The organism is Blautia acetica (assembly GCF_038739805.1).
Classification (GTDB): Bacteria; Bacillota; Clostridia; order Lachnospirales; family Lachnospiraceae; genus Blautia.
Genome location: NZ_JBBEWO010000004.1, coordinates 100,688 through 125,948, shown reverse-complemented (window position 1 = coordinate 125,948; position 25,261 = coordinate 100,688). Strand labels below are relative to the sequence as shown.

At 40.6% G+C, this 25,261-nt stretch carries 23 protein-coding genes and 1 tRNA gene; 6 read left to right on the top strand and 18 right to left on the bottom strand.

Annotated features, from left to right (window positions below; translation table 11 throughout):
• Window positions 1–92: 92 nt before the first annotated feature.
• From WBS51_RS04365 to WBS51_RS04345, 5 genes are all read right to left on the bottom strand, one after another.
• Window positions 93–992: a DUF2935 domain-containing protein gene (locus WBS51_RS04365; RefSeq protein WP_294460730.1), complete on the bottom strand. Its 900-nt coding sequence runs from the start codon at window positions 990–992 to the stop codon at window positions 93–95.
• Window positions 993–1,094: 102 nt separating this feature from the next.
• Window positions 1,095–2,681 carry an AAA family ATPase gene (locus WBS51_RS04360; protein ID WP_342694047.1) on the bottom strand — a complete coding sequence of 529 codons (1,587 nt, stop codon included), beginning with the start codon at window positions 2,679–2,681 and terminating at the stop codon, window positions 1,095–1,097.
• Window positions 2,618–3,676, bottom strand: a complete 1,059-nt coding sequence (locus tag WBS51_RS04355; RefSeq protein ID WP_294460724.1) for a metallophosphoesterase family protein — start codon at window positions 3,674–3,676, stop codon at window positions 2,618–2,620. Before WBS51_RS04355 ends, WBS51_RS04360 begins: the two co-directional genes overlap by 64 nt.
• Before the next feature lie 12 nt (window positions 3,677–3,688).
• Window positions 3,689–5,080 (bottom strand): asparagine--tRNA ligase, encoded by a 1,392-nt coding sequence (asnS, locus tag WBS51_RS04350; protein ID WP_173748877.1) that lies wholly within the window; start codon window positions 5,078–5,080, stop codon window positions 3,689–3,691.
• Between the two features lie 53 nt (window positions 5,081–5,133).
• Window positions 5,134–5,271 (bottom strand): hypothetical protein, encoded by a 138-nt coding sequence (locus WBS51_RS04345; RefSeq protein WP_342694046.1) that lies wholly within the window; start codon window positions 5,269–5,271, stop codon window positions 5,134–5,136.
• A gap of 229 nt (window positions 5,272–5,500) precedes the next feature.
• Between WBS51_RS04345 and WBS51_RS04340 the strand changes: the two genes are divergently transcribed.
• Together WBS51_RS04340 and WBS51_RS04335 are read left to right on the top strand one after the other, a co-directional pair.
• Window positions 5,501–6,691: an amidohydrolase gene (locus tag WBS51_RS04340; RefSeq protein WP_291681918.1), complete on the top strand. Its 1,191-nt coding sequence runs from the start codon at window positions 5,501–5,503 to the stop codon at window positions 6,689–6,691.
• Between the two features lie 16 nt (window positions 6,692–6,707).
• Complete coding sequence (locus WBS51_RS04335) at window positions 6,708–7,928, top strand: YfcC family protein (protein WP_294460717.1); 1,221 nt, start codon at window positions 6,708–6,710, stop codon at window positions 7,926–7,928.
• A 73-nt stretch (window positions 7,929–8,001) separates the two neighbouring features.
• On the opposite strand, the gene WBS51_RS04330 is transcribed toward WBS51_RS04335, so the two are convergent.
• From WBS51_RS04330 to WBS51_RS04305, 6 genes are all read right to left on the bottom strand, one after another.
• Window positions 8,002–9,315 (bottom strand): winged helix-turn-helix domain-containing protein, encoded by a 1,314-nt coding sequence (locus WBS51_RS04330; protein ID WP_294460712.1) that lies wholly within the window; start codon window positions 9,313–9,315, stop codon window positions 8,002–8,004.
• Window positions 9,312–10,427 carry an aminopeptidase gene (locus WBS51_RS04325; RefSeq protein WP_173748873.1) on the bottom strand — a complete coding sequence of 372 codons (1,116 nt, stop codon included), beginning with the start codon at window positions 10,425–10,427 and terminating at the stop codon, window positions 9,312–9,314. Before WBS51_RS04325 ends, WBS51_RS04330 begins: the two co-directional genes overlap by 4 nt.
• Before the next feature lie 20 nt (window positions 10,428–10,447).
• Window positions 10,448–12,907 (bottom strand): hypothetical protein, encoded by a 2,460-nt coding sequence (locus tag WBS51_RS04320; protein ID WP_173748872.1) that lies wholly within the window; start codon window positions 12,905–12,907, stop codon window positions 10,448–10,450.
• 12 nt (window positions 12,908–12,919) lie between these two features.
• The gene (locus WBS51_RS04315) at window positions 12,920–14,098 is read right to left on the bottom strand and encodes a class I SAM-dependent methyltransferase (protein WP_173748871.1); all 1,179 of its coding nucleotides are present in this window, start codon (window positions 14,096–14,098) and stop codon (window positions 12,920–12,922) included.
• 130 nt (window positions 14,099–14,228) lie between these two features.
• Entirely contained in the window at window positions 14,229–14,612 is a 384-nt protein-coding gene (locus WBS51_RS04310; protein WP_226853537.1) for a hypothetical protein, read from the bottom strand.
• A gap of 177 nt (window positions 14,613–14,789) precedes the next feature.
• Window positions 14,790–14,862 (bottom strand) — tRNA-Asn (locus tag WBS51_RS04305).
• Window positions 14,863–15,133: 271 nt separating this feature from the next.
• Between WBS51_RS04305 and WBS51_RS04300 the strand changes: the two genes are divergently transcribed.
• Both WBS51_RS04300 and WBS51_RS04295 read left to right on the top strand, forming a co-directional pair.
• Entirely contained in the window at window positions 15,134–16,351 is a 1,218-nt protein-coding gene (locus WBS51_RS04300) for a MarR family transcriptional regulator (RefSeq protein ID WP_055154206.1), read from the top strand.
• Window positions 16,351–16,884 carry a hypothetical protein gene (locus WBS51_RS04295; RefSeq protein WP_015526878.1) on the top strand — a complete coding sequence of 178 codons (534 nt, stop codon included), beginning with the start codon at window positions 16,351–16,353 and terminating at the stop codon, window positions 16,882–16,884. Before WBS51_RS04300 ends, WBS51_RS04295 begins: the two co-directional genes overlap by 1 nt.
• Window positions 16,885–17,199: 315 nt before the next feature.
• On the opposite strand, the gene WBS51_RS04290 is transcribed toward WBS51_RS04295, so the two are convergent.
• The 7 genes from WBS51_RS04290 to WBS51_RS04260 form a co-directional block, all read right to left on the bottom strand.
• A complete protein-coding gene (locus WBS51_RS04290; protein WP_054338129.1) occupies window positions 17,200–17,718 on the bottom strand; it encodes a ClbS/DfsB family four-helix bundle protein in 519 nt (172 codons plus the stop codon).
• 53 nt (window positions 17,719–17,771) lie between these two features.
• Entirely contained in the window at window positions 17,772–18,188 is a 417-nt protein-coding gene (locus tag WBS51_RS04285; RefSeq protein ID WP_054338130.1) for a DUF3788 domain-containing protein, read from the bottom strand.
• A 50-nt stretch (window positions 18,189–18,238) separates the two neighbouring features.
• A complete protein-coding gene (locus WBS51_RS04280) occupies window positions 18,239–18,568 on the bottom strand; it encodes a DUF1648 domain-containing protein (RefSeq protein WP_054338147.1) in 330 nt (109 codons plus the stop codon).
• A gap of 181 nt (window positions 18,569–18,749) precedes the next feature.
• Window positions 18,750–19,517 (bottom strand): hypothetical protein, encoded by a 768-nt coding sequence (locus WBS51_RS04275; protein WP_114002467.1) that lies wholly within the window; start codon window positions 19,515–19,517, stop codon window positions 18,750–18,752.
• Between the two features lie 148 nt (window positions 19,518–19,665).
• A complete protein-coding gene (locus tag WBS51_RS04270; RefSeq protein WP_054338131.1) occupies window positions 19,666–20,208 on the bottom strand; it encodes a hypothetical protein in 543 nt (180 codons plus the stop codon).
• Window positions 20,189–23,299, bottom strand: a complete 3,111-nt coding sequence (locus WBS51_RS04265; protein ID WP_118062079.1) for a type 2 lanthipeptide synthetase LanM family protein — start codon at window positions 23,297–23,299, stop codon at window positions 20,189–20,191. Before WBS51_RS04265 ends, WBS51_RS04270 begins: the two co-directional genes overlap by 20 nt.
• 54 nt (window positions 23,300–23,353) lie before the next feature.
• Complete coding sequence (locus tag WBS51_RS04260) at window positions 23,354–23,527, bottom strand: plantaricin C family lantibiotic (RefSeq protein WP_114002469.1); 174 nt, start codon at window positions 23,525–23,527, stop codon at window positions 23,354–23,356.
• Window positions 23,528–23,927: 400 nt separating this feature from the next.
• On the opposite strand from WBS51_RS04260, the gene WBS51_RS04255 reads away from it, so the two are divergent.
• Together WBS51_RS04255 and WBS51_RS04250 are read left to right on the top strand one after the other, a co-directional pair.
• Entirely contained in the window at window positions 23,928–24,458 is a 531-nt protein-coding gene (locus WBS51_RS04255; protein ID WP_054338136.1) for a DUF5697 family protein, read from the top strand.
• 7 nt (window positions 24,459–24,465) lie between these two features.
• The gene (locus WBS51_RS04250) at window positions 24,466–25,131 is read left to right on the top strand and encodes a DUF6100 family protein (RefSeq protein ID WP_025579351.1); all 666 of its coding nucleotides are present in this window, start codon (window positions 24,466–24,468) and stop codon (window positions 25,129–25,131) included.
• The last annotated feature ends 130 nt before the right edge of the window (window positions 25,132–25,261 follow it).

Genomic DNA, 25,261 nt, shown 5'->3' with positions numbered 1-25,261 from the left:
GCATATTCCTTCTCGTACTGTGCTTTCCTCTTTTGTGGTTTGATTGTAGCACAAAAAGAACATAGGAACAATAGGGAGTTACCTGCCCTCTTTTACCCCTCTTCTTCCAGAATACGGAGATAATGATTTGCTTCCCGAAGGACATGGTCTGCCAACAGAGGAAGGATTACGGAACGTATACTACAGCCCGTAATTCCTTTTGCACCTGCTGCTTTAAAATCACGGTACTTCTCCGTTGTTTCCAGTGTTTTTCCCGTCAGTTGAACCACAGTCCGGCAATCCTGCTTTCTTGCCATTTCCAGCAGACTGCAGTAATCCCCGGCAAAAGCATCTGCCTTTTCTATCAGTTCACATTCTGTGGGGTCAAGCAGCCCGCGGATAAACAACGCATGCTCCATCATAATCTGATTCCAAAATTGCTCTGCAGCTTTTAAATCCTGGGACATCATACACCCCTTTTGTTCCAGCGCTGTAATGGTCTGCCGGTATAATTTTGCCTCCCGGATAATATGTTCAATGAGCAGCGGATAATTTGCCGTATACAGATTACAAGCAAGAACCTCCTGCAATATTTTCTTTTTAAACGCAATCAAACCATTTAACAGATGAAGAACTTTCCGGTTCAAACACTGTATCTGCTGTGTCATTCTCCTGTCCGGACAGTTTCCGCAGCCTGCCCGCAGTTTCTTTTCTGCCTGGGTAATACGGATATCAATGGGAATCTGAGTCAGTTTCCTGGTATGCCGCTCTGCCATTTCCGTAAATTCCGTGAACACTTCCCCGGAATCTAAAACCTCTTCGCTTACCATTCCGTCTGCCAGGTGTACGGTCTGCTCCAGTACTTTTTCAAATTGTTCGCGGAAGCAGTCTGCTTTGCTTTTATATTCCGTTTCTCCTGCCGGAAAAGCAGCCAGAAGAAACAGCGCGTGTTCTTTCATAATTCTTCCAAAAAACAAATGGGTTTCCAATGATGTGGATACATACTCTTTCATTTCTCTGCATCCCTTATGCATTCACAATGTTTTTATAGTATATGCTGAGAACTGTGGTTTGGGAATATTCACCTTATGTTCTGAAGCCCCATGTAATACGTATTAAAGTTCTATACAATGAAACGGTATCCCGGCCTCTTCCAAAATCTCTATTTCCCTTTTATTACAGCTAAAAAGAATCACTTGAGAATTTCGTTGACTGATATATTTCAAGGTTTCTAAAAGGCGTCTACGATCGTACATGGCGAAAGTCTCGTCCAGCACCAGAGGAAGTTCCTCCTCCCGGCATAAAATTTCCCGGCAGGCCATGCGAAGAGACAGATATACCTGCTCTGCTGTCCCATAGCTGACCTGATGAAGTTCCAGACATGTTTCCTCCGTATCCAGGTAAATCTGAAAATTTTTGTCCAATACAACCTGTCTATATTTTCCCCCGGTAATGCCGCTGATTGCTTCTGACATTTTCCGGGTCAGAATTCCTCCGGTAAATCCCTGCATCCGTTTTGCCGCTTCCTGGAGTTTCTGCATGGCCAGGGTTATGCTTCGGATTTCTTTCCGAATACGAAGAAGCGCTTCATTGTTCCGCCGCAGTTCCCGATATTCTTCTTCCAGATTCTCCAGCCTCGTTACTCTCTCCCGCTGACTTTCCAGAAGAACTTTTTGCCGTTCCCGAATACGCGCATAATTTTCAGCATCCTCTCTCCCAGCATCTTCCGTAAAGGTCTGCCGCTTCTCATAAAACCAGAGTCCTGCTCCTGCTGCCAGAAGAAGACAGAGCAGAAAAGCCATGACAGCAAAAGAAATCCTGTTTCCAATTCCCAGCATGGCAATTACAGCCAGAAAAACCGTCCAAATTCGCCAGACTGTCTGAAATCTCCTGCTGCTTTCTTTCTGCTTTTCTGCTTCTCGCTCCGCTCTCTCCAATTTTGCCGTCTGTCCCTTTAACATACCGCTGTTTTTTTCCAGACTTTTCAGATTCTCTTCCAGATTTTCCATTTCCGCCTGCTCATGTTGTATTTTATAGCGGATTCTGGTTTCTTCCTGTTCTTTCTTTTGCTGTTCTTCTTTTTCCTTCTGTTCCCAGAACTTTTTCCTGCCTTTTAAAATTTCCTCTGCGCCTTCCAGGTTAAAACGGATATCTCCGGTTCCCTGAAAATCTGCCAGATAGTCTCTGAGTTCCGTATATAAGCCTTCCTCGGTCCGGCTTTTTGCCTGGGGAACAAACACCGTGTTTTGAAACACTGTCTCTGATATATTGCCCAGCAGCATATCCAAATCCCCATCTGCAACAGACAAAAGTTCCCCATCCGTCTCGCAGAAAAGTGTTGCCGGGGACTGGGGTACAGAAAAATCTCTCTCCAGCCGAAATCGTTTCTCTCCGCAGGTAAACCAGAGAATCCCCTCATACCGGGCGTTCTCTCCCCATGGTTTATAACGGGTGTAAGTGTCTGTCCGGGAAGCCTTCCCCCTCATTCTGCGCAAACCAAAGAACATGGCACGAAGAAAGGTATGCATGGTGGATTTTCCGCTTTCATTCTCTCCATACACAACATTGATACCTTCCTTCAGAACAATTTCCCGGTTTTGAAATTTCCCAAAACTTTTCAGCAGCAATTTATTTAAAATCATGGCATTTCCTCCCCGGATTCCAAAAGTGCTTCCACACCGTAACCCAATGCCTTTTTCCATTCTTCTGTATCTTCTTCTTCCAGAAGCCGGATATAAGTTTCCAGTATGCTGCCCTTGTATTTTTCCTTTAATGTATCTACAGAATAAGCCAGACGGGTATTATCCTGAATTTCCCGCACATTTCCCAACGGATACAGCCTGTCCGGAAGAAATTCCGTTCCAAAAGCCCTGTTTCCTTCTAAAGTCACGCAGTACAAGTGCTGCACTCCCCGTTCCTGTATGGCTTTTTCCAGAGTGTCTTCCAGAGAAAACTGGGTAGTCTGCTCTTTTACCTGTATCTTGATTCGCTTGTATTCCCGATGGGAACAGGGTACAAAGGTAATGGAGGTCCCCTGGGAAGTCAGTTCTCCCTTCATATATCCGTGAGGACCTGTTTCATTTTTATCCAGCGGTTCCAAAGAACCTGCGTAGACTGCCCGGTCTTTTTCCAATATCTGCGGTTTGTGAATGTGCCCCAAAGCCACATAATCGAATTTTGTTCCCAGAAAGGTATCGCGGCTGATGGGAACATGTTTTTCGTCTCCGCCATGTGCCAGAAGAATGTTTTTGCAAACATTATCTTTCGGCCTTAACTGCTCATAGCGGGGCTCCCGAATTTCCCGGCTGTGATAGCTGAAACCATAAACCCGCACACCGAGGTCGGCAAATTCTACAACTTCCATTTCTTCATTTTCCAGCCAGAATACATTAGGCGCCCACTGGATTCTCTCTTTCATGGGTTTTCCCTTGATATAGTCATGATTTCCCGCAATCAGCACTACTTTTGTGTCCGGTATGGACGCAAAAAGGGCATTCACTTCTTTCAGTTCTCCTGTCAGGGGCTGCCTGTGGAATAAATCTCCTGCAACGAGAAACAGACCGGCATGTTCTCTGCCGGCCTGCTGCACTGCGTATCGAAAACTTTCCCAGATTTCCCGGCTTCTGTCCGCACTCCAGCCATACCCTTTGTCCGGCTCTGCCCCCAGATGCACATCTGCTATATGGAAAAATTTCATAATACTCCTTTTTTATAATTCACAGTTATTTACAGTTCTTGGGAATGGAATGACGTCACGGATGTTCTGCATACCGGTGAGATACATCACGCATCTTTCAAATCCCAATCCATATCCGGAATGGCGGGTGGAACCGTATTTACGAAGGTCTAAGTAAAAGTCATAGTCCTCCTTGTTCAGTCCCAGTTCATCCATTCTCGCACAAAGTTTTTCGTAGGAATCTTCTCTCTGGCTTCCGCCGATAATTTCTCCGATTCCCGGAACCAGACAGTCCATAGCCGCAACCGTCTTTCCGTCTTCGTTCAGCTTCATGTAGAAAGCCTTAATCTCCTTTGGATAATCGGTAACGAAAACAGGACGTTTGTATACCTGCTCAGTCAGATATCTCTCATGCTCAGTCTGTAAATCACAGCCCCAGTATACTTTGTAATCAAACTTATCGTTTGCTTTTTCCAGAATTTCAATGGCTTCTGTATAAGTTACATGGCCAAATTCAGAGTTTAACACATGGTTCAGTCTGTCCAGAAGTCCCTTGTCAATAAAGGAATTGAAGAAGTTCATTTCTTCCGGTGCGTTTTCCAGTACATAGCGGATAACGTATTTCAGCATATCCTCAGCCAGCGCCATGTTATCGTCTAAATCTGCAAAAGCCATTTCCGGCTCAATCATCCAGAACTCTGCCGCATGGCGTGTAGTATTGGAGTTTTCTGCACGGAAAGTCGGTCCGAAAGTATAAATGTTGCGGAAAGCCTGTGCATAAGTTTCCCCGTTTAACTGACCGCTTACCGTGAGGTTGGTAGGTTTGCGGAAGAAATCCTGAGAGAAATCTACTTTTCCGTCTTCGGTCTTCGGAATATCATTTAAATCCATGGTGGTAACCTGGAACATTTCTCCGGCCCCTTCGCAGTCACTTCCTGTAATCAGAGGAGTGTGTACATAGACAAATCCTCTCTCCTGGAAGAACTGATGAATGGCAAAGGCAATCAGGGAACGCACACGGAACACGGCCTGGAATGTATTGGTTCTGGGACGCAGATGAGAAATCGTTCTCAGATATTCCATGGAATGGCGTTTCTTCTGAAGCGGGTAATCAGCTGCAGAATCCCCCTCCACACTGATTTCTGTTGCCTGAATTTCAAACGGCTGTTTAGCCTGAGGTGTAGCTACCAAAGTTCCTTTTACCACAATGGCTGCACCTACGTTTAATTTGGAAATCTCCTGGAAATTGCTCATGGTATCATGGTATACCACCTGCAGAGTTTCAAAAAAACTTCCGTCATGAAGGACAATGAAGCCAAAGGTCTTGGAATCACGAACACTTCTGACCCAGCCGCCCACGGTCACTTCCTTGTCCAGATACTGCTCTGTACTTTTGTAAATCTCTTTTACTGTTGTTAACTGCATTAGCTCTATCTCCTTCCCATATGGTCATCTGTCTGATATTTCAATGGACTTCTTTACAGTATATCCCATTGTTTTGCTGTGTGCAAGGCTAAACTTGGATATTTTCGTCCATAGCAAACCTCCTGTATCCCATATCCTGTTTTTCTTCTCTGTACCGTCTTATTTTTCTCTTCTCTTTTTTGATTTTTCATACAATTTTTATGACATTTTTCCTCTTCTTACTACTTTTAATACAATATCCACATATCTTTTTTATATTTACCGTTATTTTCAACAATTGTAAATATTATAGCTTGTTTTTTCTATGCACATATGCTACCATTGACCCATGCAATGCTTTAAGTGTGCTTTAAATATTTCATGCTTTAGCAAAGCGCACTCGCAATTCGGTATTTTATTATTCAGAGAAAGGGGATTTTTATGGAAACAACACGAAAACAACAAATCCGGTCTGCTGTCTTGCAGCATTTGCCCGAAGCCCGGTCCTTAAGCGAATCTTTAGCCAGACACCCGGAACTGTCCTATGAAGAATATGAATCCAGCCGCAAAATCGCAGAACTCCTTGCACAGTCCGGTTTTGACGTCACCTGCCCTTATGCCGGATATGATACTGCCTTTTGCGCCTGTCTGGACAATGGAGACGGTCCGTCTGTGGCCCTCTTAACGGAATATGACGCTCTGCCGGAAATCGGACACGGCTGCGGACACAACCTGCACGGCGCGCTTTCTGTTCTTACTGGCATGTCTCTCATGGAGTTGAAAGACCAGTTTCGCGGCAAACTGTATGTGATTGGAACCCCTGCTGAAGAGGAAAACGGCGCAAAAATCGGCATGGCTTCTCAGGGTATCTTTGATAACATGGCTCTGGCCGTTATGATGCACAGTTGGGCAGGCGGTACTTCCCTTCCCAACATGGACGTTCTCAGCCTGCGCTGCTATGTTGCAGAATTTCACGGTGAAACCTCTCATGCCGTAGCCGCACCCTGGCGCGGAAAGAGCGCTCTGGCTGCTGCCAGAAAGTTTTTAGACCTGATTGACGCCCGAAGGGAATGTTTTACCCCTGATGTTCATGTGAATGCCGTCATTTTAGACGGAGGTAAGGCTCCTAATATCATCCCCGATTATGCCAAAATCCGTATGGAATTCCGTACCGCTTCTCTGTCCCGTCTGGAGGAAGTGGACGAAATGATAAAAAAATGTGCCAATGCCGCAGCTATGGCGCTGGACTGCACAGTTTCTTTAAGCTTTGGACTTTCCGATTTCTACGATATGGTTCGTATCCCCCTTCTGGAAGATACGGTCACCGATTATTTTAAAGAATTCGGTCTGTGCTCCGGTCCCGTTCAGCCGGCTACCGGTTCCTCTGATATGGGCAATGTCAGCTATCACTGTCCTTCCATCCAGCCTCTGCTCTCTATCACAGAGGAAAATCTGGCCCTGCACACTTCTGCTTTCCGGGAAGCTACCCAAAAGCCTCCCGCTTACGAAGCTCTGGCAAACGGCGCCGAAATCCTCTCTGCACTGGTGCTGAAGGTATTTGAAGATCAGAACTTCCGGGAAAACATACAGGAAGTCTGGAAACAGGAATTAAAGAAAAAAACGGAAAAGTAGAAACGGAGGTTATGCTATGAAGAAAATTTCTGAAACAAAGCAAAAGAAAAAATTTGAACTGCCCCATATTTTTGTTCTGCTCTCTGCCATTATTCTTGTATGCGCTATCGCTACCTGGCTTCTCCCGGCCGGAGAATTTGAACGCGCAGTAAATGAAGCAGGCACCGAAGTAGTAGTGCCGGGAACGTATCATACCGTAGAGTCTTCCCCTGTTGGACTCTTTGACTCTATAAAAGCGATTTACAATGGTATGTTAAATGGCGCTGACGTTATTTTCTTCGTCTTTATTGCCTACGCTGCCATTGGATTGATTATCTCCACCGGCGCTTTCAACGGACTGGTGGCAGGACTTTTGAAAGTATTAAAAGGAAAAACCCGTGCTGTCATTATTCCGATTTTCATTCTGGTGCTGGGCTGTGCTTCTTCCACTATTGGCGTATTTGAAGAAGCCTTTCCTTTTATTCCGATTTTTGTGGGAATTGCCATTGCCCTGGGATATGACGCTGTGGTAGGTCTGGCCATTGTAGCTCTTGGAACCGGTCTGGGATACAGCGGCGCTGTGATGAATCCTTTTACCGTAGGTATGGCTCAGAGTATTGCCGGACTTCCGCAGATGTCTGGAATTCCTTTCCGTCTCGTCTGTCATCTGACCATGATTGTCGTAGCTTCTGCCTTTACCATACGATATGCGCTGAAAGTCCAGGCAGACCCTGCCAAAAGTCTTGTGCATGGTGATAGTTTTGACCATCTGACCATGAATCCGGAAGAAATCGAAAAGCACCCCTTCGGTATCCGGGAGAAACTGGTTCTGGGCGTTCTGGCTGCAGGCATTGCCGTTATTGTCTGGGGTACAAAGATGAAAGGCTGGTACTTTGAAGACTTGAGCGGTGTTTTCCTTATTATGGGAATTATCAGTTCCCTTATTATGGGATGGGGTCCCAATATCATTGCAAAAAAGGTGGCCCGCAGCTTTGCCGATTCCGGACAGGCAGTAACCAGTATGCCGATTATGGCCCCTCTGGCCGACTTATGCGGTATTTCCAGACAGGTAGCAGTCCTGGCATTCCAGTTTGGTGACGGTCTCTCCAATATTATCTGGCCAACTGCCATGACACCGATTATGTGTGGTATCGCCGGGGTAAAAATGGATAAATGGTGGAAATTTATTGTTCCCCTTTTCCTCATACTGCTTGTAACCCAGGGAGTTTTAATCGCCATTGCAACCTGCATTTGGTAAGGCAATAAAAAGCCGCATGCCGTCCATAGGAAGGATTTCTGTATTCTCTCCCTATGCACTGCATGCGGCATTTTTAATTTTCATAATTCATTAAAATCCGGTATACATTTACAGGCCGCCCTTTGTTTCCGCTTCTTTTCAAGCCCGCCACTTGGGCATATCCGTTTTTTTCCAGATTAGAAAGAAACTTATTGGCCGTCCGAAGAGAAATATGCAGGGCATCCATGAGTTCCTGTGATGTGATTTCTGCTGTTCCATACGTTTGCATAACGCCGATAACCTTCAGAATCGTCTCAGAAGACAACTTTACCCGATTGGCAATTTCACTGATATACCCTTCTGAAACATTAATGGGCTGTTCTGTACTGCCCTTTTTCAAAACAATCAGGTTTTCTTCCCCGTCAATTAACACACTGGCGCAGCCATTTCCCTTGATGTTTCTCCCGTAATGAGACGCGTCTATGGCATTTAGTCTGGCCTGAGACAAATTATTTCCGAATCCATATCCTACGGCCCCCGTAAAACCTATCTGCTCCTGCAGCCAGGCGCCAATTCTGCATTTTGAAAATCCCTCTGTGATTTTTCGCAGAAATGCATAATCGGTAATATATTCCAGACCTGCGTAGTTTTCCTTTAGCATCATCTGATTCAAATGCTTTTTATTGAATTGTTCCATAGCCTTTCGGATATCCGGGCTTTTCCTGTCTGCCTCATCCAAATCAATGTATATCACGGCCGGTATTTTCTTTTTCATAGACTTTAAAGAAATATTTTTCTGCAACCCTTCCATAATCTGCAAGAAAGCCTGTACACTGGGATATACATAGAAACACTCTACATCAAATTCCTGTAAGCTTTCTGCCACAGAATGAAAGTAAGTAATCACCATATCAAACCGGTTCTTACGGCACTGTTCTCTATAGTATTGGCAGATAGCCTGTTCTTCTTCGTCAATCTCTTCCACAGTTTTCATTTTTTCCCATTTCTTTTCGTATTCATGCACGGCCTGGGAAAATTTCTCTGTACGAATAAGATTTTCCAAATCTGCATTTCCTCTCAGAAAATCCATTCCGATTCTGGAAAGGCTGTGCACTCCGGATTCCACCATTTTCTGCAGCAAAATCCGGTAAGTGTTTTCCATATCTATAGGAGAATAAGCCAGACACACCTGGTCTTCCTCGGATATAAGAAGTTCAAGCGCATGGTAAGGCATGATTCCACTGACATAAATTCCGTCCACCCGGTCTTTTAATTCGTAGAAACATTCCTCCAATTCCTCAAAGGTGCTGTAGGAAACAAATTCAGTCTGCACTTTTGGCAAAAGACTATTCTGCCACTGTACAGCGTGTTCCCTGTAATGTTCTTTCAGCAATAAGGCAATTTTCATTTCAAATTCTCCGGATTCAGTCCTTCCAGTTCCGGTACTACAAATCTGCCGTCTTTTCTCACCAGCACATCATCAAAATAAATCTCGCCGCCGCCGTATTCCGGTCTCTGTATCAGCACCAAATCCCAGTGAATGGCAGAATCGTTTCCGTTGGGCGCCTCATCGTAACATCTTCCCGGTGTAATGTGGATAGAACCCTGGATTTTCTCATCGAAAAGTGTATCCTTCATTGGGTGCAGCACATAGGGATTCACCCCAATAGCAAATTCGCCTACATATCTTGCCCCTTCGTCAATATCAAATACTTTATTGATTCTCTCTGTATCATTTGCCGTAGCCTTCACAATTTTACCATCTTTAAATTCCAGACAGATGTTCTCATAAGTAAATCCCTGGAATGCAGACGGTGTATTATAGCACAGCGTACCATTGATAGAGTTTCTCACCGGGGCTGTAAATACTTCTCCGTCCGGGATATTGCACTCGCCGCTGCAGGGAATAACAGGCACATCTTTAATGGAGAAAGTCAAATCCGTTCCCGGAGCCGTAATGCGCACTTTATCCGTTTTTTCCATGTATTTTACAAGAGATTCCATGGCTTTTGCCATCTTATTGTAATCCAGTGTACACACATCAAAATAGAAATCTTCAAAAGCTTCCTGGCTGGTATTGGAGAGCTGAGCCATAGAAGCGTTTGGGTATCTGAGCACTACCCATTTTGTCTTTGGCACACGGATATCCCCGTGCACCGGAGTGCTGTAATACTGCTCGAAAAGATTCATCTTCTCTGCCGGAACATCTGCTTTTTCAGAGACATTTGCCCCTCCCCGGATACCGATATAGCAATCCATTTCCGCCATCTCTTTTCCGTCAATTTCAGCCATAAGTTCTAACTGTTCTTTTGTGCAGTGCAGCAGCATTTCTCTGTCCACCTGCGGGTCAATAAAGTGAGGGAAAGGCAGGCCTCCTGCCTCATAAACCTCCTTGATAATCTGTCTTGCCAAAGCTGTGGTTTCATACCCGGTATAATTGATGTATACCTTTTCCCCCTGCTGCACACGGCAGGAATGATGTACCAGCACCTTTGCCAGTTTTTTAATTCTTTCGTCCATAGTTTTTTTCCTTTCTGCAATTATTCTCCAATATTTTCTACATAACAGATAAATACATTTCCGTTTTCTTCAAAAGCCTTGGTACTGTCCTGCAGTCCCATAAGTTCAGTCTCCTGGGTCTGTGGATTATACAGCGTGGTATTATAACTGTCAAATCCTACAATCACCCGCGCCTGTCCGTCCTTACTCTTTACAATGACCGGACGCTGTACGCCAACTTCATATAAAACCTGCTCCAGCGTACATCCTGTGAGATTCACAACCGTTCCTTCTCCTTTTAAGTCGTCCTTTAGCTGACTGACATCAAGGGGCGCGTTCTTCACCGCATCCGGAATATCCTCCAGAGCAATGCTGGCTTTTGCCGCTGTATTCCTTCTCTCCCAGAGGTACTGCTGACTGCTGTTCAATACCACACCAGCCTGCTCATCCGCCGCTTTTACTGCCTCTGCAGCACTTTCGTAAATCCCCCATAGTTTTCCCATGGCATACACATAATATTCTTCCCCGACCTTCGTCTCATTTTTCATATCCAGCACATCATCTTCGGAAAGTTCTGTAAATTTTGCTTCCATAATCAACGGTTCCTGGCTGCTGCCGCCTGTGAACTGCAGTCCCATAACAGCGGCCTGACGTACAGTAGACAGCATTACCACAGAAAAGGTTTCATCCTGCTTGTCCTTCACATTATTCAAAATCTGTCCGTTACTGACCTTCTGATAGGTATCTCCCTGCTTCTGGGCTCTCTCCAGTTCCAGAAGGTTGTCCTGGAAGATAACGTCCATAATATAATATCCGTCCTGCTGATAAGTTTTCTTAACCTCTCCTTTTGAATTCTGAATACGAATTTCCGTCATGGCAAAATCCGTTTCTCCTGCACTGTTCTGCTTAATGTCGCCATCTTTTGCCACACCATAAACGACATCATTGTTAATAAAGCCAAACAGCCGTATTTTCGTACCGTCCTCTGCTTTTATCTCCTGTTTCATATTTTTCTCCATATCCAGAAGCGTAATGACCGTCGTATTATTCTTATCCATACCTTCCATCCAGGCCGCATACCGCTGATTTTCTGAAACTTTGAAACATTCTTTATCAATATCCTTCTGCATCACAGTATAACTCTTATCTTCCATCTGAATGTCATACAACTGTCCGCCTAACAGCACATAAAAATGTCCGTCTTTGCTGATATAAGAAAAATCCTGAATTTCCTGCTGCAAAAATTCAAAAGATTTTGAGGAAGACAGGAAAAATTTTTCCTCAATCACATTCTGTTCAGATGAATAGTGATAAACAGCTGCTCCTACACAGCCCTCGTGCTCTCCACGATTCATATACCCATAAAGCACAAAATCAATATCTCCGTTCTTGCTGACCCGAACCAAATCAATATCATGCTGTGAATAGTCATTGCGCTCATCATTGCTTCCTACATCCCGAAAACTGAATACCCTGGTGAGTTTATTGGTTTCCAGATTGTAAGACCACAAATCTCCCTGCTGCACAAATGCCACAATTTTCCCTGCGCTGTCAGACAGATACTGAATATCTTTTCCGGTAACTCCAAGATTCAGCTGACCTTCTGATACAATATTCTGTTCCGTAGTCAGCACTTCTTTGGCCGAGCGTTGGAAATCCAGAAGACGCACTCTCGTCTGGTCATACCGCATACGGTAAAACTCATCCACCTGATACCGCTCCACTTCGCCGTTTTCATTTTCAGCAGTAATATAATAGGTAATAGAAACGCTTCCCGTATTTTCATTGATTTCCTTAATGGAGGGAATACCCGGTCTGCTCAGTTCCGGAGCCAAAGACCCCCAGGTCACCATTTCCAGGCTGGCATGAATATCCAAATCATTAAAACTATTGTTGGAGATACTGCTGTCCGTTTCCAGATAGGTCCGCAAATCTCCGTTGTCCTCCTGCATCAGGGACTTGGTATAAAAACTGTTGACAAAGTCGATATATTTATCCGTACTAAGCCCTGCTCTCTGAATCAGCCTTGTATAATAAGTCCAGCTTCCGGCCTCTGTATTTAAGGTAAAACTCAGAGAGTATTCCTGATTCATCAGAATGGATTTCTGCAAAGTAAACTCCGCAGTAAGTTTTCCGTCTGCTTCTTCCTGAAAGTTTTTAATCTTATTGTTTTCCACAACCTTACTTCCATCTGCAGTCCTGATTTCATACACCAGACTTTCGATTTTTCTCCCATACGGGGTAATGCTTACGGCCAGTGTTTTATCTGTTCCCACAGGGGTCAGCGTATCTCTCATGTAAGACTCGTCCATATCCTGGGCATATCCGTACATGCGGTTTACCTCCGTATTTCCGATTTTCATGGCCATACAGGGAATGACTGCTGTCTGCAGATCTGTCTTATTGTCTGTGTTCTGACTATTCATCAGTCCACTGAATCCAGCTACGCCTAATAAAAAAACAAGTATCAGTACCAGAATTCTCGCTATTCGTTTTTTCATCTAAAATCCTTCCTAATCTATGGTTTCAAACAACAGCTTCTGGAGCGTAGGCACTGCATGAACTTCTTCTATACACTTCTCCCATGCCTTCCTTTGCTGTTTTTTCGTACTTTCATTTCTTACTTTCTCATTTTTTACCGCACGAATCAAAAGATTCTTCGGTGTATGTTCTATATCAATAAACTCCAGAATCTGTGTATCATATCCTGCACTCTGCAGCATCTGTGCCCGCAGGCCATCTGTGAGAATCGCTGCAAAACGCTCTTTTAAAATTCCATATTCCAAAATGGGCGCCAACATCTCATTATCGATCTGCCCATTTAATTCATGCTGACAGCAGGGTACAGAAAGAATCACGGCTGCACCCCATTGCACTGCTTTTGCCAGCGCATAATCCGTAGCTGTATCACAGGCATGAAGCGTAACCACCATATCTACTTTCTGCATGTCTTCATAGGACGCAATGTCTCCCTGCTGAAAATGCAGCTTCTCATAACCGTACTTTCTGGCAAGTGCTTCGCATTTTTCGATAACGTCTGCTTTCAAATCCAGTCCTGTCACACGGATATCATAATGTTTCAATTCTTTCAAATAGTAATACATTGCAAACGTAAGATACGACTTTCCGCACCCGAAATCCAGAATTTCCACTTCTCTGTCTTTTGGAAGCTTTGGCAGAATATCCTCAATAAACTCCAGAAAACGGTTTAACTGTTTAAATTTGTCATATCTGGAATTTTTCACCTTTCCCTCCTGGCTCATAACCCCAAGGTCCACAAGCCAGGGCACGGGAATTCCCTCTTTCAGTACATAATTCTTCGTCCTGTTGTGTGAAAGCATAGGCGGATACTCCTGGGCCTTCTTCCCTTTTTGTTCTTTCACTGTAATTCTCATACTTCCCTTCTTACTTACCAGAACCGTTCCCTGTACAGTCCTGGATTCAAGCTGGAGCTGCCGGAAATTTTCTGTCATCTGGCAGCATAAATAAGATACCAACGCCTCTTTTTCATAATTTTCGTGAATTTCTTTAGGCCCTAACGTCCTTGTTACCTGATAAAAAATTCCGTTTTTCATCTGTATCGGACGCACCTGTATCTTGGAAATGCCGTCTTTTTTTCTGGCATTACTGACAATCACTCGTCTGAGATTTACATTCACATATTTATTCAAAAATTCTCTTAAATCTGTCATAATTTTCCCCTGTATTTTTCTATTTCCCCTTATTCTCTTAAAGTTCCTGCAATTCACTACTATTGTAAAAGTTTTAGCGGAAATCCGCAACCCCAAAAAGAACAGTTTTGGAGAACTTCTTTTCTCTTTTTCACCAAAGTTTTCTGCAGCGATTTCTTCTGCACCTTCTTCGGTAAATTTCCTGGCACAGCAAAGTCCCCGTCAGGGTCTCCCAGAATCCCTCCTGCCTCTTTCCCCTGCTTTCCATTGCTTCCAGTTCTCCTGCGCCTTCCATCTGCCTGCAGATTTCCCGGCAGGTTCTCTCTATCTGCCACTTATCCGGATATTCATCATAGATAAAGCTGCCCTCATAGTCCAGTCTGTCGCATGCATCTTCTACAAACGCCTGGGCCAGAACCGTTTCCTTAGGATAATAGGAATAAATCAGGGACTTCTCCTTTTCTGCCTCCGCTTCCTGTCGGTAATGTTTTCCCTCTGTGCGATAAAATGCCTTTCTATGCTCCATCGATGCCATATGACTGCTTTCCTTTGGTTTTTTGTTCTTATTAGTATATTCCCTTACTGATGTTTGCGTGAAAAAATAGACAACCTACCATAACTAACATACAAAAAAAGAAGCGACCAATCAGGAACCGCCTCTCAAAAACTTCATCTATATCAAACATCTATGCAGATTTTAAAATACAAAAAACTCCCCCTGTTGGACTCGAACCAACGACACTGCGGTTAACAGCCGCATGCTCTACCGACTGAGCTAAGGAGGAATATAAAAAAGAGGCGCCAACCAGATTTGAACTGGTGATAGAGGTGTTGCAGACCCCGGAAAAAAACCTCGGAACCCTCTAAAACTCTAAGGTTTTCCAAACTGTCCACCTTATATCCACCCTAATTTTCATGTTGCTTTCATGCCATATCAGGTATTTTACTGTGCCAAATCTATGCCACTTAGCACCCCTATGGGCATATTATATACATTTTAGTATCTTTCGTCTACAATTATTTTACTACAACTACAATATTATATGGAGGTTTATCGTGAATTATCAATTAGAATTAAAACAAATTGTGGATTTTCCACGCTGCCGGATTTACCGGGAATTTATACAAACCCTTATGAAAGACAGAAGCATCCGTACCAACGGAGGTTCCTGTCTTTTTTATTTTCTCATTTTATGTTCTTATGCAAATTACAGCTCCTCTTATCGGAACATCGAACACCTTACTTACAAAGTTGTTCCTGGCGAATGGATCTGTTCTCTTAAAGAACTACAGATTCACTTCCGCCAAAAATTCCAGCACCAGGTCATATCCATACTGGATACCCTGGTTGAGCAAAACCTTTTAACCTACTCACTGCACGAAAAAAATAAGATTATCCAATACAAGATCAAAGACTGGCCAAAAGATAATACTGCCCTTTCCTATAATTACCCATGCAAAAAAGACATCGGGTTTTTCTTTTTTCCAATCGCAGATGTTCATAAACTAATCGGACTGGGAAAATGTTCAGAAATGGATGCTCTTTTGGATCTTTGGATTCATGCAGTCTATAATGATCCATCTGTGCAAGGCTCTGATGCCGGTCCAGTAGTATATTTTCGCAATCAGACTGGAAATCCCTTGTTCAGTTATCAGGAACTTGCCAGACGTTGGAAACAGTCGAAATCTTCTGTATCCCGTCTGCTTAAAAAACTTGAAGATACCGACATGATCACACTGATTTCCTATTCCGGGAAACATGGTAGCATGGTATATCTGCGTAATTATCTGTCCGTTATGTTTAATATCAGTGATGTCATGATTGATAAGGAGGAAATTGCCATGAAAATGCAACTGCCAATACATATAACCGAAGATACCTTGCCTGACAAAAACAATTCTGAATGCGTTTCAGAATCTATTACTGACGAACAAATCATCGTTTCACAGGAAGGCTCCTGCGTTCCAGAATCGCACATCAAAGTCATTGTTCGCAAAGTCGCTGAAATACTGGAAATACAAGGCATTTCTTGTTGTAGATGCCCCAAAACAAAGTATATATTATCTCCTTTATCAGCCTGCAAGGATAGTATATATCTATATTCACTACGTATTATCTGCCCCTGGGGGAAAGCAGCCTATCAGTTTGAATTAAAACTAAAACCGGAAAATCACGCCGTCACCAACGTCCCAGGGCATACTCCGCCTCTGCAGCATACCTTACCTGCCTTCGCTGAAATCCCAGAAGTTCTGTTGAAAGGAGGGGTTGTATAATGGCAAAGAAAAATCACCACCCTGTTTCTGCTGAAGTAGAAAATAATCCGTTGTACCATGATACCTATAAGCTGCTCCGTTGTTACCGGGATTCTACTTATAGCCTGATGGTTGCTGTCCGGCAGGTGGAAATTCAATTCCAACTGGAATACAACACCAGTGTAGACGAATTTCTAGATTCCATCTATGCTGCAGGAGCAGATCTGGGAGACAGCCAGATTGAAGAATGGGCAAAAAGCATTGCCCGCAGTAACAAAATGATAAAGCTGCTTCTCTCTTCTGTGGATCTGCTCCGGAAAAATCATAAGCATGGGGAAGAATATTACTGGATATTATATTACGCCTTTCTGTCTCCCCATGAACTGAAAAATACAGAGGAAATCCTGGAAGAGTTGGAAAAGCACGTTCCCAGTATCTCCTACCGGACGTACTACCGAAGGAGGCAGGCTGCTATTAACGCTCTTAGCAGCATACTATGGGGATTTTCTGCAAAGGGGACACTGGAAACTTTAAATAAGTTTTTCCCAAAATAAAATCGACATTTTCCATATAGGCACTCATAATTGAAAAAAACAAAGGAGGGTGCCTATTATGGATCAATTATCAAATTTTATATCCGAATATCTCAAAACATGTGAAACCATAAAAAAGTTAAATTCCAAAACCATTAAAGCATACCGTATAGATTTATCACAATTTCTTACCCTTTGAATCTGAATAATGTTTGTCTCTTTTATTTTATTAAAAAAGTGCATATCCTGAAACTGAATATGCACTCCAAATAGCATTATATATTTATTTTCTTTTGCACAAAAAAGCACGATATTTTCTAAAACTCTATCTGTGTGTCAAAGTAAAAGCTTCTTCCACTTCCTAATCTTTGTCCGAAATGTTCCAAAAGGGGCTACTGTATTTACATGAATAAACTTATAAACTTCCCATACTGCTGTTTTGGTAGCTTCATCTGCCCACTTTCTTTTATGTGGTAAAAATAGCTCCTCTTCCGTCATAGAATCAATCATTGTAAAAATTTTCTGTATATTATCATCCAGCATGCCCATTAGTTCTTTTAGAGATAAATGGGCATAGGTATCGGTAAACCACTGATACAATTCCCCCAATTGATTCCACTTAAAACCATCCGATGGTGTTTTCACTGGAAGTCCAGCCTGTTCATCATTTTCCCATTTCAATACTAATGCGGTCCACCCAACCTGATATGCAAGATTTTCTGCAGGTGTTCGATCTACCTCCATACATTGTTTGTCCTTCAAGGATTCCGGGATATCCTTAAACTCTGCAATATATTTGTCGTAAGCCCTCTTGATTTCTGCCTTTAGTTCCTCTTTATTTTCATACGTCTTCATCGTTTACCTCGCAGTCTTCCGTCTTTACTCCTTGTTCCACACTCCAAAATTGATTATCCCCTGCGAATTTCAATAAGCTGAAGTACATCCGCAAACATTTCTCCTTGATCTTCTAAATCAATCATAAGCCATTTTTGTCCATTTCCCCATCTTGTTTTTTCATAAAGTTCTCTTAATTCTGGGGCACAGTCGCATAAAATATTCTCAACTGCTTCTTTTACTTTTGAACCAATCACAACCAGCACTGTGAAATACCCTTCTCTTGGATATATCGTACACAGGCTTTTCCCAGACTTTTTAAATTTTACATTCCAACCACGTTCTAAACTACAACGGCTAAATTCTATTTTTTCATGGCACCTGTACTTCTTTTTAATCTCGGAACAAAATTTCATAAATACTGGATTTCTAATATATGCCGCAAAATCCTCTAAGATCGGAATTTCCTCTTGATTCTGCATATCAATCATGACCATTCTCCTTTGCTCTTTATAGAAACTGGAATTTTTTGTTGAAACACTTAAACAAATGAAGCATAAATAACATAAATTTCTGCAATCAAAACAATTCCGAGAACGCCATCTATCATCAAATTATACTGTATATCTGTCAAAAATGTTTTTGAATGTGTCAGGAAATATTTAATGTTTTCTTTTCCAGTCAAAAGTGTAATTATGATTAACAAAATAGGAAATAAAAAAATCTCTACCTTATTTCCAAAATCATCTGCTATCCCATTTGCAAAATGAACAGGAATAATCTGAGGTAAGAAAAACACGCTTACTATTGCTAATAAAACACCAATACTGCAAATTCCCCATGTTAATTTTCTGCTTCCTACAAGTTTCATAAAAATGCCTTCTTTCTGCAAAATTTAATTTTATATTTTTTCTCTTGGCTATCCCTATTTCTCCACAAATCTAATAATATGGACTTCAGTATATCATATCATTTATATCGCATCAACATCCAATCTTGTGAGGTACATTTGAAATAATTCCGGCTAAATACTCCTTGCTGTCTTGCCCCTTCTACTCTGTATCGGATTTCTCTTGATCTGCGTCTTCTCTTTTATTCCTCCTTTTCGTTAACCTGTTTTTCACTTCAACCAACCCTACAAAGGCAACAACCACTGTAGCCATCCCCATTCCTATCCCTGAAGCAATATCATTGATGATATTTTGAGCAGGAGATAACGCCCCTACCAGTAAAACGCCATATACCATCGCAAATAGTAGAGCAGAAAGAATGTCTTTGACCTTACGTTCACGAAATGTCTTCTTATACTTTTCCTCCCATTCTTCTTTCATACTTTGCAATTCTACTTTCCCTTTTTTCCCATCCTCTAATAATAATGTAAAAGGTACATAAGCTCCGATCAAAACGCTAATTGTTATATTTGGAATTTCTAAAGCCATTTTCGAAGCATCACGACTTGCAATAATAAATCCCGATATGCAGGCTCCCACATACGCCATAAAAATATAGCGTTTTTTTTCACTTATCCCCAAATCATTTTTTTTAAAACATAAAGAAAACAGATAGTCCATAGCCCAAATCAAAAGAAGTAATAGCACCGCACATATCACAGCATTAAAATCAGCCTTTATGAGTAACGAAAAGCATATATAGGCATACGATGATAGGAGCATAAGAAAAACATAAACAAGTTGCTGTATCGGCTTCTTTATTCTGTTTACAAATTCAAAAACCCAATATTTCTCTCTATAAATACAATAAATAAAGCCTGCCGTAAGTATCATACTGATAATATAAGATATTATTAAAACTCTCTCCATGTATTTCTCCTTTGTAAAATCTGTTTGATATAACCTATTTCTTATTTAGATAGATTCGTTAACTATGGAGGGACAAAACATTGCAGCTAAATATATTTTCTACCCTATATATCTCAAGGAATATGAAAAATCATATTCCCCAATTATTCTACCATCCAACACACCTACCACTTAGGTCGTAACTGTGCATTGGTAATTTCATCAATGATTCTTCACCATGTTCTGAGAACACAACCACTGCTCCTCTTAGTGAAAATTCAACTAAAATTTCCTCTATAGTATGATTCCAAACATTTTCAAACATTTCATGCAAAATAATAATGTCTGCTTCTTGAAGAAATGCCACTAATATTTCTAAGCAGTATCTCTTAGATATATCCAATCTGCTAACCATTTCGTCTTTACAATCGGACAACTTCCCCATTCCCAGAAAGCCTTCAATCACATAATCTTTGTTTATAATTGAACCTACATTTCTCTCTATATACCGAGATACTGTAACATTATCCTCTGGCTTCATGTTTTTCAGTTCAACTTCTTTTATGCTTTTTGTTGTTCCATAGCATTTTATAATGTCTGTTATCTTACGCTCTTGTTTACTACTACAATTATAAAATCCAACTATGTCTCTCGAACTTATGCGGAACAACCCATCTTCTTCATCATTTTTACTAAACTTCATTTCTATCATATATTCCCTCAACTCCTATAAGCAATGGTAATTTGGGCATCTTATATTTTAACAAAGCATAAGCGATTCCTGATAAACCAGTCATAAAACCTGGATTGTATAATTCTGTTGGTAATATATTTTCCTCATTAAGGAATTCCAAAATCTGTTCAAATCGAGAATCACAAATGCTTCTTACGTGCTTATCATCAAAAATTTCTGCATATCTTTTTAAAATCAATAAATTTCCCATGTTTCCATGGCATAGGCAGAAACCTGCATGTAACCCGTCTTCAATTAATTTATTTTTAGCAAGGCTTATATCTTTAATAGCTTGCTGAAGCAATGCAGTTTCTCCTAAATTCTTGATGGCATTATATAAGGTTAATCTGGATAACAGAATACCCGCAGCTCCATGGCACCACGCTATTGGTTGACTCTTATGCTGATCAACCTCTGAAAACTTTCTTAAATCAATCCAATTATTATCCTTTTCTGAGTATAAAGAATTTTCATATTCTACTAAACTTGAAAGGATATCTAAATATTTTGTTTGTGGATATACCTCATATAATCTTGAAAATAGTTCTATAAAACCACTGTTTCCATGTGCAAATCCCGCCAATACTTCAGGAACCACCTCTGATTTCCAACCAACTTTTCCATTTTCAGTAATCATATTCTCTATCAATTGTTCTGCTATTTGTATAGCTTTTTGTAGATAAATAGGCTTTTTTGTTTTTCTATACATATTAATCAGAACCAAAACTATTCCCGAATTTCCCGAAATCATATCGAACAAACGATCTTCTAAGATAAGTGTTTCCATACAATTTAGCCACTTATCGAAATATTCCTTATACTTGATATCATCATATATTTCATATAAAATACCCAACGTATATAAAATCGAACCTTCGCCGCTAAAGATTCCTGTATTAAAGTCTTCGATATTCTGTTCCCCTTCACTTATAGTATCAATATACCTCAACAAACGATTATCTAAAACCTCACAAATCTTATGATATTTTCTGTCATGGTATATCCATTCATATAAATGGAATACCAAATTAATCCCAACCGTACCATCATATAATGTATTCGGTAATGCCTGGATCATCCACTGATTTTCTTTTATACCAAATAATTTTACGCCAATCCAATTAACGTCTGCTCCATCTTCGCTATAAATCGCATTTGTTCCTATTTTATCTAGCAGCTCTTTTGCCAATTCTTCTGCCGTTTTGGCCATATTACTATAAAGATCTAGTTTTAACCTTTTATTCTTTATTTTCCTTGTTCCTGCATTCTCCATATTAAAAGTAATTTTAATATATTGCGTCTGTTGTTCTAAATTCTTATAGGACAAATTCTGTATATTTTCCTCAATTTGCTGCAAAGCTGGCTTACTAAAGAAATCCTTTACTTCTCTGCCATCCCAAGTATAAATGTTTTTTTTACTTCCACGAAAATAAAAATACGGTATATCACCACTTAATAAATCTTCAATTTCATACTCAATAAGAGATCTACTCCTTTGATTTTGAAGATTTCCATTTGCCAATGAATAAAAAAATAAATTTCGTGCTCCTCCATCCACTAATAATTCAGGATGATATGAACTACTCAACACAATTGCATACTGTTGTGTATTTCTAATCAGATATCTCACCTCTAATTCACCATATTGTTGTATGATTCTTAATAGTGTTTCTGTATTTTCCATTGCACCTAAGTATGCACTTTCAAATCCCTGGATAATTTTATCTGCAAATTCGGAGGGTTGAATAAACCTTCCTTTTAGCATTGCCAAATTGTGATTTCCTTTCGATACTGGATAATCATAGACAACCCTCATGTTAACCGACTTCGGATTGATAATAAAGGGGATTTTTATCGGGAATTTTTGTCCTTCTTCTCCACTAATGGCACTCATATTGATTCCTGTATCTCCTGCGTTATTCCATGAATAAAAGGGGAGTATTCCTGAATACAACACCGATTTTCTTAAAAGACTAGCCACTTTTTCTGCTGCACTTTTCCCATTATTCTCTTCTATATTTCCTATAAATGTTTCCGCATCAATAATAACTGGATATTCATTGCATGCAATGAGATTTTCAAAATGAATATCTCCTCCTTCCAAAAGATAATTTATAAACAAAATAATCCCTATTCTTTGATAATATCTTGAAAGTTCTTCTATAGACTTACAATCTCTTTGTATTACAATTTCGCACCAACCATACATTTCTTTATCAAGTATAGAATACTCATAACTTCCCAAATTACATATTCTATAGAAATAATTTGTAATCTCTTGTAGCTTAATCTCATTTTGCAAACTTCGTGGTTTATATAAAATTTTATCTCCCGATACAAATTCCACACAAAATACTCTTCTCCCTTTTTTATGCGAATCAGAAAAATCTGTCGAAAGATGGTTTACGACAAATCCTTTTTCAGTGATATTAAATTTTTTCATTAAAACATCTGCATCTTTCTCAATGCGCTCTATCACTTCTTTGTAAATATCTATCGCATTTTGTATAATTTCATTTATCCTTCTTTCTAACACTGGATAAAGCGAAAATAAATCATTCAAATATTGTTTATCCTTTAAAAAATGGTCGATATAATATTGATACTGTTCAGATTCATTTCCCCTTAACACGCCTTCTTGTCCACATATATGCATTTCATAAATTAAAGTTCGGATACAAAGATTATTAAGCGAATTAAACAAAAATTGCTGAAAATCAAATAGAATCGATTCATTGATATATCGTCTTTGTATAACTATTTCTCTAAGCTGTCTATTTGCCTCTTGCACAAAAGGATCATAAAATGCTCCGAAAACCATTTTCTCACCCTCATGCCTAAACGCCTTTTTGTTCAAAGACAATTTCACAAAATTTCGTGGTTGACTCTTCTCGTGGCTACTAAAAGCACAATTATTTATAAAACCAAAAAAATACTCAAGGTGGTTTTTCTTTACATATTGTAATCCTTCCTCCTTCAGTATTTTCTTCCAATACTCTAAAGACTCCATATTTATTTCAGACGGAATAGCATCATACACTCTTTCAGATAAATAACTAGATTTTTTCATGTTATCTCCCTTTCTCTTAATCCAGGCCCTAGTTCTAAAATCATCTTTGGTTAATTAGCAACAAGCAAGTGTAAAAATACTTCCGCATTCAACAGAAATTGTGCAAACCACACCTGATGAAGCTAAACTATCAACTTTGTTACTTGTCAAATCTGCTGCTTCTAATTCTGTCAAAAGATCTCCAGCCGGGTTGTTATATTTCATATTTGTTCTGTCAAATTTTCTCATAATATCCACCATTCCTTTCTTCAGAACTAGGGCCTTTTGATACCTAAGTATCTTGATTTTTATTATATCCTATCTCCGAATTTCGTCTTTATTTTTGGTATAGATTGACATTTTTTCTTCCTAATTGGTTTTCAACTGTCTTTATCATTTCCTAAATATGCCACAACTTGGCACACTTCTGCGATTGAAGGGTAATTTTACCCATGTTACAATAGGTATTGCTTATAGTATTCCTATTTTCCCCAGCACCTTAATCGGTGCTTTTTTTGTACCCGTAAACCTTTCGCTGACAGTAGCCAATACTTACACAGTACGTACAGCGTACTTCCCCTAAAATAAAACGTATTCTGTGCGTACAGTGTAAGTAAAACTTCCTATTATATAATGAAGGGAGATTACCATGAAAACAAGAAATGAAATCTATCAAGGGGAAGGTGCCCAACTGCTCCGGTTCATTACAACTTACCATTCGTTGCAATATGAACAGGTCTTACGGCTCTTTTCCAAAAACAGAGAGTCTATCAAATCTCTGATCACAAGTCTGGTAAAACAAAAACGCATTATCTATGATAAGGAGAACGGGCTTCTCTTCGACAGCCAGGAATCTGCAAACAATCCTGATTATGGCATGATTGCATCCTTTTGGGTGCTTTTGGACTTCAAAACAGCCATTGTGTACCATACTGACGGTGAATTTCCTGTGAAACTGAACTTTTTCTCTAAAGATGAGTGGTATGAAGTCCTCTATGTCCCCCAGGAACAAGAATATCTTATCAATCATGTCATGGAAAGCCAGACAAAAAGCGATGCGAAACGGCTGGTTGTATTAGAAACAGAAGAACAGGCTGCAAAAATTCATATCACAGGCGTGATTGCCTTTTGCCTTGTAGACTCCTCTACCGGATCTGTCAGCTATTATGCAAAGAAATGAGGTATGTATGAACACCAAAACTGTTTTTGACCGTTTACAGAGCATTGATGATGAAGTCCAAAAACTTCACAACACTATTTTTGCATTGAAAACAACAGATATTCAAGCGTATGCCGACAAATACGAAGAGCTGAGTATCAGTGCTGCCCTACGTTCTGAAAGGATTGCCTGCCAGCTCAGAAATCTGGTATATACCACAACTGACACTGGAAAGAAAGACTATCTGAAACAGGCTGCGGCTGTGCAGGGAATCAAAATCTCTTTTTCAAATAGTGTTCTTTCCATTACCATGCCAGGACTACTGCCCAAACGTAAATTGCGAACCAACACCGCTTTTCTACATGAGCCATTAAACCTTGCCTTGCAGACTTATGTGACAGAACATTCTATTCCGTTATATAAAAGATGTGTGGTCTGTTTTAGTCAAATTTATGACCAGAGCCTTTCTTTACAACGGATACGTGATTACGATAATTTGGAGTTCAAACAGATTTTAGATACTATCGCTTCCTATGTTCTGGTTGATGATACGGGACTCTTTTGCGACTCCTATCACACTACGGAACTGGGGAATTACGATCACACCGTTATCTTTGTAATGGAACCGGAAATCTTTCCTGGCTGGCTGAAAGATAGAAAAGAGTCTATCAAAACCATATCGGAAATTTCCTGATATTTTTCTTTCTTTTTCCGATATGGGTAATTTTTCTGCAAAGAAGCCATATTCTTTGCATTTTTTATGCTTAATACCGCCCTTACTTTACCCAAGTATAGGCTGTCATAGGTAAAAATCGAACTGAGGT